The sequence below is a fragment of the Bifidobacterium sp. LH_230 genome, assembly GCF_056357555.1.
Genome location: NZ_JBKEWJ010000002.1, coordinates 84404 through 98957, shown reverse-complemented (window position 1 = coordinate 98957; position 14554 = coordinate 84404). Strand labels below are relative to the sequence as shown.

At 65.7% G+C, this 14554-nt stretch carries 11 protein-coding genes; 3 read left to right on the top strand and 8 right to left on the bottom strand.

Translation table 11 applies throughout. The annotated features are described in order from the left end of the window. The first annotated feature begins 118 nt into the window (after positions 1-118). Positions 119-1327 (top strand): 2-aminoethylphosphonate--pyruvate transaminase, encoded by a 1209-nt coding sequence (locus AC1A0G_RS01475; RefSeq protein WP_476526965.1) that lies wholly within the window; start codon positions 119-121, stop codon positions 1325-1327. 210 nt (positions 1328-1537) lie between these two features. Continuing rightward, the gene (gene phnX / locus AC1A0G_RS01470; RefSeq protein ID WP_476526964.1) at positions 1538-2320 is read left to right on the top strand and encodes a phosphonoacetaldehyde hydrolase; all 783 of its coding nucleotides are present in this window, start codon (positions 1538-1540) and stop codon (positions 2318-2320) included. 259 nt (positions 2321-2579) lie between these two features. Here phnX and AC1A0G_RS01465 read toward each other — a convergent pair whose 3' ends face one another. The 4 genes from AC1A0G_RS01465 to pdxS all read right to left on the bottom strand — a co-directional run bounded on the left by AC1A0G_RS01465 (position 2580) and on the right by pdxS (position 6982). Beyond that, the gene (locus tag AC1A0G_RS01465; protein WP_476526962.1) at positions 2580-3575 is read right to left on the bottom strand and encodes an isoaspartyl peptidase/L-asparaginase family protein; all 996 of its coding nucleotides are present in this window, start codon (positions 3573-3575) and stop codon (positions 2580-2582) included. A 57-nt stretch (positions 3576-3632) separates the two neighbouring features. Then, on the bottom strand, positions 3633-5291 hold the full coding sequence (locus AC1A0G_RS01460) for an aminotransferase-like domain-containing protein (RefSeq protein ID WP_476526961.1): 1659 nt from the start codon (positions 5289-5291) through the stop codon (positions 3633-3635). 137 nt (positions 5292-5428) lie between these two features. Further along, positions 5429-6067 (bottom strand): pyridoxal 5'-phosphate synthase glutaminase subunit PdxT, encoded by a 639-nt coding sequence (gene pdxT / locus AC1A0G_RS01455; RefSeq protein ID WP_476526959.1) that lies wholly within the window; start codon positions 6065-6067, stop codon positions 5429-5431. Positions 6068-6106: 39 nt separating this feature from the next. Further along, positions 6107-6982 (bottom strand): pyridoxal 5'-phosphate synthase lyase subunit PdxS, encoded by an 876-nt coding sequence (gene pdxS, locus AC1A0G_RS01450; protein ID WP_476526957.1) that lies wholly within the window; start codon positions 6980-6982, stop codon positions 6107-6109. 321 nt (positions 6983-7303) lie between these two features. Here pdxS and AC1A0G_RS01445 point away from each other — a divergent pair, with 321 nt between their 5' ends. After that, positions 7304-8695: an MFS transporter gene (locus AC1A0G_RS01445; RefSeq protein ID WP_476526956.1), complete on the top strand. Its 1392-nt coding sequence runs from the start codon at positions 7304-7306 to the stop codon at positions 8693-8695. Positions 8696-8708: 13 nt separating this feature from the next. Here AC1A0G_RS01445 and AC1A0G_RS01440 read toward each other — a convergent pair whose 3' ends face one another. From AC1A0G_RS01440 to dnaG, 4 genes are all read right to left on the bottom strand, one after another. Then, on the bottom strand, positions 8709-8936 hold the full coding sequence (locus tag AC1A0G_RS01440; protein WP_476526955.1) for a helix-turn-helix domain-containing protein: 228 nt from the start codon (positions 8934-8936) through the stop codon (positions 8709-8711). Between the two features lie 34 nt (positions 8937-8970). Further along, the gene (locus AC1A0G_RS01435; RefSeq protein ID WP_476526954.1) at positions 8971-9651 is read right to left on the bottom strand and encodes a hypothetical protein; all 681 of its coding nucleotides are present in this window, start codon (positions 9649-9651) and stop codon (positions 8971-8973) included. Between the two features lie 88 nt (positions 9652-9739). Then, the gene (locus AC1A0G_RS01430; protein ID WP_476526953.1) at positions 9740-12070 is read right to left on the bottom strand and encodes an LTA synthase family protein; all 2331 of its coding nucleotides are present in this window, start codon (positions 12068-12070) and stop codon (positions 9740-9742) included. Between the two features lie 115 nt (positions 12071-12185). Next, positions 12186-14330 carry a DNA primase gene (dnaG, locus tag AC1A0G_RS01425; protein ID WP_476526952.1) on the bottom strand — a complete coding sequence of 715 codons (2145 nt, stop codon included), beginning with the start codon at positions 14328-14330 and terminating at the stop codon, positions 12186-12188. Between the last annotated feature and the right edge of the window lie 224 nt (positions 14331-14554).

The window sequence follows — 14554 nt, the reverse complement described above, 5'->3', positions numbered from 1 at the left end:
GAACAAACCAACAGAACTACAGACAACACGCCGGCGGAAGTCGTAAAACTACGTAGAAGATTACAGGAACTACGCAAGTGACTACAGTCGGCAACGGACATCAGGAAAGGAACCAACCATGGCAAACGAATACAAGCTGCTCACCCCCGGCCCGCTGACCACCACGCGCACCGTCAAGGAGGAGATGCTCTTCGACCACTGCACGTGGGACGAGGACTACCAGCAGATCACGCAGAAGATCCGCCGCCAGCTGCTCGAACTCGCGCACTGCGACCCGTCCGAGTACACCGCCGTGCTCATGCAGGGCTCCGGCACGTTCGGCGTGGAAAGCGTGCTGACCTCCGTGATCGGCAAGGACGAGAAGGTGCTGCTGTGCACGAACGGCGCGTACGGCGACCGTCAGGTGAAGATCTGCGAGCACGCCGGCATCAACTACGTCCAGTACGCGGAACCGTACGACCGCATCCCGGACGCGGCGAAGGTCGACGAATACCTGCGCAACGATCCGACGATCACGCACGTGTCCATGATCCACTCCGAGACCACGTCCGGTCTGCTCAACGACATCGCCGCGGTCGCGACCGTCGCCAAGGCGCACGGCTGCACGTTCATGGTGGATGCGATGAGCTCGTTCGGCGGCGTGGACATCCCGGTCGCCGGCTGGGGCATCGACTTCCTCGTCTCCTCGGCCAACAAGTGCATCCAGGGCGTGCCGGGCTTCAGCTTCATCATCTGCAACAAGGCGAAGCTCGAGGCGTCCAAGGGCAAGGCCCGTTCGCTCTCGCTCGACCTGTGGGACCAGTGGAACACGCTCGAGAAGGCGAACGGCAAGTGGCGCTACACCTCGCCGACCCACGTGGTGCTCGCGTTCTCCAAGGCACTCGACGAGATGTTCGCCGAGGGCGGCATCCCCGTGCGCTCCGCCCGCTACGCGCTCAACAACCACCTGCTCATCGCGCGCATGAAGGCGCTCGGCTTCCGCGTGTTCCTCGCCGAGCATCAGGGACCGATCATCACCACGTTCCTGTACCCGGACGGCACGCAGTTCGACTTCCACGACATGTACGAGTTCATCAAGGAGCGCGGCTACGCGATCTACCCGGGCAAGCTCACCACCGAGGAGACGTTCCGTCTGGGCAACATCGGCGAGATCTACGCCGACGACATCGAGAAGGTGACCGAGCTGCTGGCGCTGTACATGGGCGAGCGCGGACTGCTCAAGGCGGCCACGGGTTCGGATTCCGTGCCGGCCGCGATCGCCGCGATGGACGCCGCGGGCGAGCCGATCAAGGCCGCCGCTCCGGCCGGCGTGAAGCTCACCGCCTGAGACGAACCAACGCTCGATCACATCGGGTGTGACGGTGTGGCGGGAGGGTATGCGTTGCCCGATACGCTCCGAAGCCGCTCGGCTTCGCTCCGGCATGTGCTCGCACAGCTTAGCACATGCCTGCGCTGCTTATGATCGGGCAACGCATACCCTCCCGCCACACCTTGGGATTTCGAGTTATTCACCATCAACTTCGTAAGGAACAGTATTATGACCAATCGTTTTGAGGCCGTGATTTTTGATTGGGCCGGCACCACCGTGGACTATGGGTGCTTCGCGCCGGTGCGCGCGTTCCAGGAGGCGTTCAAGGAGTTCGGCATCGAACCGACGATGGCCGAAACGCGCAAGCCGATGGGCATGCTCAAGCACGACCACATCAACACGATGCTGCACATGGACCGCATCGCCCGCGCCTGGGAGGACGAGCACGGCTCGGCGCCGACCGATGCGGACGTGGACGCCGTGTACGCGCATTTCGAGCCGAAGCTGCTTTCGATTCTCGACGGGTTCGCCGATCCGAAGCCGGGTGTGGTGGATGCGATCGCCGCCCTGCGCGAGGCCGGCATCAAGATCGGCTCGACCACCGGATACACCGACAAGATGATGGACATCGTCGTGCCGCAGGCCGCGGCGAACGGCTACGCGCCGGACTGCTGGTTCAGCCCGGACTCCACGAACGGGTTCGGCCGTCCTTACCCGTACATGGTGTTCCGCAACCTTGAGACGCTGGGCGTGACCGACGTGCGCCGCGCCGCCAAGGTGGGCGACACGCTCTCCGACATCCGAGAGGGCAAGAACGCCGGCGTGTTCACGATCGGCGTGACCGAGGGCAGCTCGCAGATGGCGTTGAGCCAGAACGAGTTCGAGGCGCTCTCCCCCGCCGATCAGGCCGCGGCCCGCGCCGCCGCGCGTGACGCGTTCGTCAGGGCCGGCGCCGACGCCGTCATCGACACGATGGTCGAGCTGCCGGCGCTGCTCGCTCAGCTCGCCTGAGCAATGTCAAGCCTCTTGATCGTCACACGCCGTGCGACTGCCGGCAGTTCGACGATCAAGAGGTCATTTTGTCTCTGCGCAAAGGTCGGTTTGACGATTGAGAGGCTGACTGAACGCGAACAAGCACGCCATATCAGCCATATTCCATGAGGAAACGCCTCATTCCGACCGTGTGACCGCCCTAGCCTGCCTCTCGATCGTCAAACCGACTCCGACAGCACTCGGAATCAGCCTCTCGATCGTCAAACCGCCCGCACGCTCACCCGTTGACGCGCTCTCCGGCGGCGCTACGGTAGCCGAAGTTCATCATTTCGCTGTTGTAGGCTACCACGCCGCGGCCGGTCGCGGGCAGTACGATCATGCCGCCGTCGCCGTGATAGGCGGCGACTTCTTCGAGCGTGGCCACGGCCGCGTCGTGCACGGATTCGCCGGCGAACCGTACACGGTCGGACACCTGATGCGCCGCGACCGCCTTGATGAACGCCTCGCCGATGCCGGTGCAGGAGACGGCCACGGTGCGCTGGTCGGCGAATGTGCCGCATCCGGGCAGCGGCGAGTCGCCGACGCGGCCGTGCATCTGGTTCGTGATGCCGCCGGTGGAGGTGCCGGCTGCGATCCGCCCGGCCGCATCGCGTGCCACCGCGCCGATCGTGCCGTGCTTCTCGTCGCCGATCACACTGTCGCCCGATGCCTCAGCCTCAGCGACCCCGCCGGCCCGTTTCGCCCACGCGTCGCCGCCGGCCTGTGCCTCGGCCAGCGAGCGCCGTCGCGCCTCGGTGACGAAATACTCGTTCGGCCGGGTTTCCACGCCCCATGCGGCGATTTCCTCATCGGTCGGATCGGCGAACAGCACGTGCTTGGTCCGATCCTTGACGGCCCGCGCCGCGTCGATCGGGTTCTTCACCGTGCTGACTCCCGCGACCGCGCCGACTTCCCCGTCGCCGTCCATCAGGCATGCGTCCATGCGCGCCAATCCGTCGCTGGTGAGCGCCGCTCCCCGTCCTGCGTTGAATTCGGGCGCGTCCTCCATCACGTGAATGACCGCGACCACCGCGTCCTCGGCCGCGCCTCCCGCTTCCAGCACCGCATATCCGGCGTCCAATGCACGCCGCAGGTCGGCCTGCACCTGTGCCGAACGTTCCGGCGTATGGTGCTTGCCACGGTCGCCCGCACCCGCATGGATGATCAGCGTGATGCCGTCCTCGCTGCCGGCCGATTCGACGGTCGCCAACGGCGCGGTCTCCTGTTGCGTCATGATAAGTCCCCTTTCCCGACACTTTGACTGTTCGTGACCACCTGATCGCCATCGCAGTTATCGGCTGCGATCACGATCCCGGACACGATTATCGACCGCCTCGCAGATCACGCGCACGCCTCGTTCGATATCCGTCGCGTCGGGCCGCACGACGTTGAGCCGGATATGCGTGTCGTCGGTCTCGTCCACATCGAACACGCCTCCCGGCATGAACGTGACGCCGCGTGAGCGGCAGTCGGCGAGCACGTCCAGCGCACGCACGCCGTCCGGCAATGCGACCCACACGTAGTACCCACCTTCGGGCACGTTCCAGCGCATGTCACCCGGCGCGTATCTTTCCAGCGCACGCACGGCCGTGTCCCGTCGCGCCCGGTACGCCGCGGTCAGGGCGCGCATGTGCGCGGCGATCCGCCCCTCGCGCAGCAGTTCCAGGCAGATGCGCTGCGACGACGTGCTCGTATGCTGGTCGACCATGCGCCGCAACGCGGCCAGCCGCGCGATCACATGCGGATCGGCCACCACCCATCCGGTGCGCAGCCCCGAGGTCACGGTTTTCGAGAACGTCGACAGGTACATCACGTACCCTGAGTTCTCCATGCCCGCGAGCGGCACCGGCCGCCCGCCCGGACTGCCGTACCACAGTTCCCCGTACGCGTCGTCCTCGATGATCAGGCACTGGTATCGCCTCGCCACGTCGACGAGTTCGCGTCGCCGTTCGATCGGCAGCGTGGTGCCAGTCGGATTCTGGAACGTGGGCACGGTGTAGATGAGTTTGGGACGGAACCGCGCGCAGTAGCCGTCGAGCAGGTCGGTGCGCATGCCGTGTTCGTCCATCGGCACGCCGACGATGCGCGCGTCGGCAGAGCGGAACGCCTGCAATGCGGGGAAGAACGTGGATTGTTCGACGAGCACGCGGTCGCCGGGGTTGACGAACGCGCGCACGATCAGGTCGATGCCCTGTTCGGAGCCGGAGAGCACCATCACGTTGCGCGCGTCGCAGTGCACGCCGCGGGTGCGCATATGTTCGGCCAGCAGGTCGCGCAGTTCGTCGAACCCTTCGATCGGGGATTCGGGCTGGCCGTCGAAGTCGTGCGAGGCGAACGCTTCAAGGCTGACCGCGCGCAGCAGGTCGTCGGGGATGTCGGTCGGGTTGGGCGAACCGGTGGCGAAGTCAATGATCGTGCCGGCACCGCCGGAGCCGCCGCGTTGCGCACGTTCGGCTTCGGCGATGTCGTGGTAGGTGAACCGGTTGGAATAGTCGCTGAACAGCACCGACCACGGCGGTCGGATGACGGTCGGTTCGGAGCTGGCCGCGGCGCGCTGCGTGTCGCGGATGGTGACGACCTGCGGACGGGAATGGCCGGAAGTCGCAGGAGCCGCGGATGACGCCGGGATGGTCGACGATCCCGATGCCGGCACTGACAATGACCGTTCCCGTGTCGGCGACGCTGGTGATGGAACTTCGGAGGGTGCCGGCGCGGCGGGCAGCACGAACGTGCCTTTGCCGACCTTGGACGCGATCAGTCCTTCGTCCTTGAGCTGCTGGTATGCCTGCAGGACGGTGGCTCGGTTGACCGACATGCGTGCGGCCAGCTCGCGTTCGGGCGGGAGCCGGTAGCCTTCGGCGAGCATGCCGGAGACGATCTGCTCGCGCAGTTCGCCGGCCAGTTGCCGGTACATCGGCACGCTGCTGTGCCGGTCGAGTCGCAGCTGCATGTGTTCCCCTCCTTGCCATTACGCGACATGCTCACCCTACCTCCTCGCGGCGGGACATGCCCGCAGGACTGTGGTCCCACGAGCATTCCGTCACGGCCCTGCGGAAACCCGGCCGCCCTACGGTGCGCTACAGTGCCCTATAGCGAGAGGAACAGTTCGTGCAGCCGCGTGTCGCCGGTGAGTTCGGGGTGGAACGCGGTGGCGAGGATGTTGCCTTGCCGCAGCGCGACCGGATGCCCGTCGACCGTTGTCTTCACGTCGGCGTTTGGCCCGGTCGAGACGACGTACGGCCCGCGGATGAACACGAGCGGCAGGCCGGCGAGGTAGTCCGTCTCGCCGGGCCGGCCGAAGTCGGCGGTCGTCTCGAACGAGCCGAGCTGGCGTCCGTACGCGTTGCGGCGGACGGTCGCATCGAGCGCGCCGAAGTACACGTTCGGATCATTGTCGAGCTTGCGGGCGAGCAGGATCATGCCGGCGCAGGTGCCGAACACCGGTTTGCCGGCGGCGATGTGCCGCGCGATCGGCTCGAACAGGCCGGTCGATCGCAGCAGCTTGCCCTGGGTGGTGGATTCGCCGCCAGGCAGGATGACGCGGTCGATCGACGTGTCGAAATCATCGGCGGCGCGCAGCAGCTTCCACGGCGCGCCGAGTCTGTCGAGCACGGCCGCGTGTTCAGCGAACGCGCCCTGCACGGCGAGGATGCCGGTCACGCCGTGCTGTGCGGTTTCGGCGTCGTCGGACTCCTCTTTGGAGATGTATTGGACGGCTACGACCATAAGTGAACCTCCGATCGGGTCAACGGAACGGACGCGAGGTCACTCGCCGCGGGCGGCCATGATGGTCTGGATCTCGTCCTCGTTGATGCCGACCATCGCCTCGCCGAGGTTTTCGGACAGCTTGGCGAGCAGGTCGGCGTCCTGCCAGTTCGCGGTGGCCTGCACGATGGCGGCGGCACGCTTGGCCGGGTCGCCGGACTTGAAGATGCCGGAGCCGACGAACACGCCTTCGGCGCCAAGTTCCATCATGAGCGCCGCATCGGCCGGGGTAGCGACGCCGCCGGCCGCGAAGTTGACGACGGGCAGGCGGCCGTTGTCGTGCACGTACTTGGCGAGGTCGACCGGCACGGCGAGCTGCTTGGCGGCCTCGTACACCTCGTCGTCGCGCAGCGAGACGAGTTCGTGGATCTGCTTGTTCATGGTACGCATGTGGCGCACGGCCTGGATGACGTCACCGGTGCCCGGCTCGCCCTTGGTGCGGATCATGGCGGCGCCTTCGGCGATGCGGCGCAGGGCCTCGCCGAGGTTCTTCGCGCCGCATACGAACGGCACGTCGAACTGGTTCTTGTCGATGTGGTACACGTCGTCGGCGGGCGAGAGGACTTCGGATTCGTCGATGTAGTCGATGTCGATGGCCTGCAGGATGCGCGCTTCGGCGATGTGGCCGATGCGCACCTTGGCCATGACCGGGATGGACACGGCGGCCTGGATGCCCTTGATCATGGCCGGGTCTGACATGCGCGAGACGCCGCCGGCCGCGCGGATGTCGGCCGGGATGCGTTCGAGCGCCATGACGGCGCATGCGCCGGCGTCCTGCGCGATCTTGGCCTGTTCGGGCGTGGTCACGTCCATGATGACGCCGCCCTTGAGCATCTGGGCGAGGTTGCGGTTGAGTTCGGCGCGGTTCTGCGTCATGGTGTCCCCCTAGTGATTGCGTGGCCGTCCGTAGATGGCCGGTCCTGTTCGTCATTGTGCGATTGGCAACGCGACCATTATCGGAAACGCACATTGCCCGCACATGGACCGGTCCAATTCGGATCGGACCAATCCAATGGCTGTCGACCCATCCAATCGCCACGCAGCAGTCCATCCCGTCGCCGCCCGCCGCGGCAAGCCGCCCGGCCCAGCCCAAGCCACGCCGGTCCGTAAGAATTCATCTTCGCTTCACCGCAACACACCATCCGGTCCACGGTCGCGACGATTCGCGCAACTACTACTGGAATCATGCAGATCAGGATGGCAGCACATCAAGCAGCAGCCCGCATGCCGCACGTCCGAGCCGGTTCCGCGCCCGCGTCGCGCACCTCAGGCACCGCACACACCGCATCGCGGATCGTGCCCCGCTTGGATCTCGTCCAGACCTTCTCCATCGGGTTCGGCATGCTCGCCATCGCCGCCGCATGGGCCATGTACAACGCGTTCGTCCCGATCAAACTCAAGGAACTCGCCATCCCCACCGCCGTCGTCGGCATCATCATGGGCATCGACAACCTATGCGGGTTCACCATCCAGCCGTTGTGCGGCATTCTGTCCGACAAGGTGCGTACCCGTTGGGGCCGGCGCATCCCGTTCGCCCTGTTCGCCATCCCCGCCGCGGCCGTGTGCCTGATACTCATCGCCGCCGCGCCGAACGCGCCGTTGACGATCATCGCGGTCGTGGCGTACGCGGTGCTCATGTCGACCTGCCGTGCGCCGATCGTCGCGCTCATGCCCGACGTGACCGCCTCCGGCCAGCGCAGCACCGCGAACGGCGTCATCAACTTCATGGGTTCGATCGGCAACGTGCTCGCGCTCGGCGGCGGCAGTCTGCTGTACCGGCGCTACGGCATGTCCGTCACGTTCGTCGCGGGCGCGCTTATCATGGTCGGTGCCGTGGCCGCGTTGACGTGTCTGGTGCGCGAGCCGGCCAAGTACCGCACGAAGCCGCATGAGCCGGCGCGGCTGCCGTTCGTCGGATGGAGGGAGTTCCGCGACGCGGCGGTTCCGCAACTCGATCTTGACGTGGACGCCCGCCGCAGGTTCCGCACGATCCTGCTGGTCCTGTTCCTGTACACGATGGGGTCGAGCGCGATCGAAACGTATTTCACACTGTATGCGACGCATGATCTGGGCATGGATGCGGGCGCGGCGAGCGGCGGGTTGGTCTGGTTCGCGGTCAGCGGCATCCTGTTCGCGATTCCGGCCGGCTGGATGGGCACGCGGTTCGGCCGGCGCGCGACGATGGGCGCCGGCTTGGTGCTGGCGATGGCGATGCTGGCGCCGATGCCGTGGGTCGGCCGCGCTGAACTGCTGCCGTATCTGGCGTTCGCGTTCGGGATTCTGTGGATGATGGTGCTCGTCAACGCGCTGCCGTGGGCGACCGAGCTAGGCGGCACCGAGCATACCGGCACGTTGACGGCGTACTACTATCTCGCCACATCGTCCGGCGCGGCGATCAGTCCGACGTTGTTCGGTCTGATTCAGCAGGCCACGGGATCGTATCGGTGGATGTTCCTGTATGCGATCGTCGGCTTCGCGGCGGCGCTGGCCCTGATGCCGTTCGCCTCGCATCGCCGTATCGGCAGCGGCGGCGCGGAGGCCGTCGGCTGGTCACGCGACGGCGAATCCCCTGCCTTTGCCGTCGCGTGACATCCGGGATGCGTCACATCTGTTCATCGTCGTCCGGTTCATAGGCGAGAATGTCGCCGGGCTGACAGTCGAGCGCCTCGCAGATCGCGGCGAGCGTGCTGAACCGGATGGCCGAGACGCGGTTGTTCTTGATTTTCGACAGGTTCACGTTCGTGATGCCCACCTGATCGGCCAGCCAGTTCAGCGAACGCCCGCGCTCGACCATCATCCGGTCGAGCCGAAGCACGATACGCCCGCTCATCGCCGCACTCCCATCATCACAGGCATCGCCGCGATCACAGCAGTCCGTCCACGTCGTTCTGCAACGCGGCGCCGTAGCCGAACACCCGCGCGAACATGAACGAGAGGACGCCGAGCATGATGAGAACGGCCGTGGACGCGCCGCCGGTCACGGACACCGCACAGCCGAGCAGCGCGCAGATGCCGGAGACGACGAGCGCGGAGACGGGCGCTGCGATGAGATACCAGCCGACGCGGTCGAGCCGTTCGATCGGCACGGTGCGGAACGGCGATGGCGTGCCGGAGTCGGTATCGGCGTAACGCGCGCGATCGCGCAGCCAGTCGCGCAGGTTCGCGAGCAGTGCGGCGAGTTCGCCGAACACGAGCGCAAGCAGCACGAAGATCGCGGTGCGTTCGAGGCTGACGAGCACGACGGCCGGCACGTTGATCGCGTCGGTCGTCCAGTCGACGAGCCGGATGTCGCTGTCGAGAAAATGCCCGGTGATGGTCGCAGTGCCGATGCCGGCGTCCATCGACACGGCGTAGTCCGATGTGGCGTCGGGCGTGAACGAACGGCCGTCGACCAGGAACAGGACGGTGATGACGAGCTGGATGAGCGCGAAGAACGCGAGGACGACCGCCGCGATGCGCGCGATGATGACCGCCGCGCCGCCCGCACGGTCGAGCAGCATGTCCGGCTTGGATTGCCGGGTCGCAGATGCGGATTGCGTGACCATGATGACCTCCTCGTCATCGATAGTGATGCTTACGCTTCCAGTATACGCCAAATTTATCGTTTGTCATTAAGTTTTTAATGTGCGACGACTATTTTTCAGGCACGTCCATGAATCCCAACGACTTGAGGTAGCCGTTGCCGGCGGTGATGTCGTACTGGATCAGCCGGTAGTCGTCGAGCAGCCGTTTGGTCGCGGCCGGCGCGCGGCTCACGTCGATCCGCTGTCCGCTGGCGTCGAGGTAGAGCGGCGTGCCCTCGGGGATGCGCGTCCAGCCCTGCGTCACGTTGACCACGGGCGGTTCCATCGCGGGCACGGCGCGGTGCATGGCCGTCAGGAACGCGAGGTACGGCGAGACGCGCGCGTTCAGGTGCGTGGCGGTCTGCGCCATGAGATAGTTCGGCGAGGTGTACGCGTTCTCGGCGGCGTCCGGACCGTCGCCGCCCGCATGATTGCCGCTCTTCTTGCCCGCGGTTTCCGGCTCGTCCGCCGCCTTGCGTGCGGCCTGGTTCGACCAGATGAAATAGTCCGTCTCGTGCAGCGGGATCGAGTTGCGGTCGTCGGCGCTGGCATGCTTGTAAATGCTCGGCAGGTGGTCGCCGTAGAAGATCACGGTGACCGGCTTGCTCATCGCGTCGAGCTTGGCGAGGAACTCCTTGGTGTACTGGTCGGTGTAGCTCATGCCCTTGGCGTACGTGTCGATGTGCGTGCGCTCGTCGGCGGCGAGCGGCGTGCCGGTGGTGGAGCTGGCCTTGAACTGGTTGTGGTCGTACCAGTTTTCGTACCCCATGTGATTCTGCATGGTGACCAGTTGGATGAACTGGCTGCCGGACGTGCTGTTCGCGGAACCGTCGGACGTGCCGTTCGTCGCGTTCTTGATGAGGTTCAGCACGCTGTCGTACGACGTTTCGTCGCTGATGTAGTGCGACCGGTCGAGCCGCTTCGCATGATCGGCGATGAGCGGATCGTTCTGCGAGTAGAAGTTCGCGAAACCGAACTTACGATAGTTCGTGGTGCGCGAGTACAGCGCAGGATTGTACGGGTGGACGGCCTGGCTGGTGTCGCCGGCCGCGTTCCAGATCTGGTTGAACGACGGCGACCAGCTCATCTGCGGCACGAGCTGCTGGTAGGGGCTGGACAGCGACGCGTCGAAGTTGGTCATGCTCAGTCCGGTGAGCGCCTGGAATTCGAGGTTCGCGGTGCCGCCGCCGTAGCCGGACGAGAGCATCAGACCGGACGTGGTGGTCTTCTTGAGCGAACGGATATACGGCATCGGGTCCTCGTTAAGCGTCATGCCGGGCACGCGCGTCGGGTCGGAGAACGATTCGGACAGGATCATGACGACCGTGCTGTCGGTGAGGTTCGTGGTGCGGCTTGCGTTGATGGCCGCCGCCTCGGACGTGTACCGTTGCGCGAGCTTGCGCATGGTCGCCTCGCTGTAGCCGGCCGGCTGGTCCATGACCTTGGGACGGGTCAGGCGCAGGAAGCCGACCGCGACGCCGTTCGACTGTGCGTCCTCGATGGAATCCCACAGTTTCGCCTTGTCGCCGAAGCCGGCGGCGAACGAGTTCGCCCATGAGCCGGTGGTGCCGAGGTCGGCGGCGAACGCGACAAGCATCGCGGCGCAGATCACGGCGGCGAGTCCGCGGCGGATGCGTCCGATGAACCGGCGCGGGGTGGCGATCAGCGAGCCGCGGCCGTCAAAGATTGCGGCGGCGGCGCAGATCGCGAGCAGGATCGCGACCGTGACCGTCATCTGGACGATCGCCTCGGCGGAGCCGGCCGGCGTGTTGGTGACGGTGTCGCCCATGCCGCCCGCGCCGCCGCTGGCCATCAGCGTGATATCGGTTGGTCGGATCGTTTCGGAGCGAACCAGCACCTTCATGCGTTCGAGCACGGCAATGACGCCGACGGCCGTGACGAACAGGCCGCTGGCGATCCAGAACCGGTTGATCGCAAACACCAGCACCGCGTAGACGACGCCGATCACCAGCAGGTTGAGCAGGAATTGGAATTGGCCGGCCGCAACGGCCTTGCCGTCCGGGCCGATGCCGAACATCTTGACGAAGAACTCCCACGGCGTGGTGCGGCTGCGGGCGATCATCACGCTCCATTGCAGCATGGACACGGCCGCAGCCGAAAACAGCACGAACACGGCCGCATACACCCACCACGGGAACGGTCGGCGGGCGCGAGCCTCCCGCGATGCACGCTCCCGTTCCGAACGCGTACGGCGAACGGACGACAGCCGTTCCCTCATGCGGCCGCGCATGCCGTCAAAGGGACGGCGCAACGGGCGGGGAATCAGCGTGGACCCCGGCAACCCCACCGGTTCCGGTACGCTCGCCGCGGATTCCATCGCCGCCATCATCTGCGAGCCCGAGGCCATCTCGATCCTGCCGTCATCATGCCACTGCTTCATGCTTTCACCCTATGGCCGCACAGCGTCGCAGACCATATCGATCATCAAAATGTCACCGCAGCGTAGGCAAAGTTCATCTTCGGGACACATGACGGCGGGGATGACACGCGATTCGTCAGCCGACGTTGTTGCCGTAGACCTGCGCGGCGAGATCCTTGCGGGCGGCTTCCATCTGCGTGATCTGGCCGAGGATCGCGATCTTCTGCTCACCGTCCGGCAGGGCGGCCATCTGCCGTTTGGCCGCGCCGATGCGCCGCATGAAACCCATGTCAAGCAGTTTCGCGGTCAGTTCGGCCGCATACTGCTGTTCGGCGGGTGTGGCTGGGCGCAGCTGCGCGGCCGCACCGTTCGTCTGCACGGCCGCCGCGCTGCCCGCATCTCCCGCTTTCAGGTCGTTCTCGTTGGGCGGCAGCGGCAATGGCATCACCGCCAGCTCGTTGACCACCGGTTCGAGCAATGGTCCGCCCGCCTTGGCGAGGTTGTGCAGCCACAGTCCTTGCGGCATGTCCGCCGTAGGCAGGCCGCCGGCCGCGGCGATCGCCTGGAACAGGGAACGGAACACCGGCGTCATGAAATTCGACAGCGTGAGCGAGGCGAACATGGCCGGATCGATCGCCCGTGGCACCTGAATGAGCGTGGCCATGAACTGCTGTTCGCAGATGAACACCGCATCGTCCACACGATAGTAGGTCTGTTCGTTCGCGTCGCGCCGTTCCAGCGACCGTCGTGCGGCCGGATTCGCATACGGGTTCTGCCCGGGCATCGGGCGCCCGGCAAAACCGGCACCCGGCTCACCGCCGAAATCACCGCTCTCCCCCGGCATGCCGCCGCCGAACGATCCGACACGGCGTTTGGCTGCATACGCGTCCTCGTCGCGCGTGTGCAGCCGGCGCACCGCGTCACGCACCTCGCGCTGCATGATGTCCAGGTCGATGCCGATGCGGCGCGTCGCCTTGCGCGCGTACACGTCGCGCTGCGAACGGTCGCGGATCTGCGCGATCAGCGGGGCCGCGGCCTTCACCGCGCCCAGCTGGCCCATCGTGTACGACGTGTCGAACCGGTCGACCACCGCGTCGATCACGAAGTCGTACAACGGCTTCGCATGGTCGATCAGCGAGCGCACCGCCTCGTTGCCGCGTTCAATCCGCAGGTCGCACGGGTCGAGATTGTCGTCGGCCACGGCCACGAACGTCTGCGACAGGAACGCCGCGTCAAGTCCGAACGCGTGCAGCGCGGCCTTCTGGCCGGCCGCGTCGCCGTCGAACGTGAACACGATGCGCGAGCTCAACGACTGTCCGTTGACCTTGAGCGGGCCGACCAGCTGCACCGCGCCGAGCGAATCGTCGGCGATGAGACGGCGTACGATCTTCGCGTGCTCCGCGCCGAACGCGGTGCCGCAGGTCGCCACGGCCGTGTCGATGCCGGCCAGATGCATGGCCATGACATCCGTATATCCTTCGACGATCACGACCTGGCGTTTCTTGACGATCGCGGCCTTGGCGATGTCGATGCCGTACAGCACCTGCGTCTTGCGGTACAGCTGCGTGTCGGGCGTGTTGATGTATTTCGCGTTGACCGTGTCGTCCTCGTACAGCTTGCGCGCGCCGAAGCCGAGCGTGCGGCCGGTCGAATCGCGGATCGGCCAAGTGACGCGGCCGCGGAAGTAATCGTAGATGCCACGCTGGCCCTGTCTTGCGAGGCCCGCGTCCAGCATCTCCTGCTGCGTGAATCCCTTGCCCGCCAGATGACGCACGAGATTGTCCCAACCCTGCGGCGCGTAGCCGCAGCCAAAGCGCTCGCAGTCGGCCTGGCTGAAGTTGCGTCCGCCGAGCAGCTTGCGGGCGGGAAGCGCCTCCTTGGTGAGGATCTGGGATACGAAAAATCGTTGCGCCTCCTCGTTCGCCTCGAGCAGACGCGTGCGCTTCGATCCGACCGGCTTGTCGGTCGACTGGCCGTTCTCGTAATGCAGTTCGATATGGTACTTGTCGGCAAGCAGTTCGACCGCCTCGCGGAAGTCGATGTTCTCCTGCTGTTCGACGAATTTGAACACGTCTCCGCCAAGCCCGCAGCCGAAGCAGTGCCATACGCCGAGCGCCGGACGCACGTTGAAGCTCGGGGTCTTCTCGTCGTGGAACGGGCACAGTCCGACGAACGTGCCCGTGCCGGACGCCTTGAGCGTCACGCTTGCGGATACGATGTCATACAGGTCCGCGGCGGCGCGCACCTTCTCCACGTCTTCTTTCTTGATCATCCCGGCCATAACGCTCTAGGATACCGGCACGCTGGGAGCTGGCTTGTTTTTGCGCTGAGAGTCCGGGAGCTGGCGGCGCATGCAACGTGCGACACGCTCCAGGGCGCTCGCCCGAGTCTTACGGTCTCACATTGCATGCGCCGCCAGCTCCCTCGTTCCAGCAATACGTTACGTAAGTCTCGCACTGAGCTGAGTAATATCTGACGTTTCGTAACAATACGGATCAGCGAGGG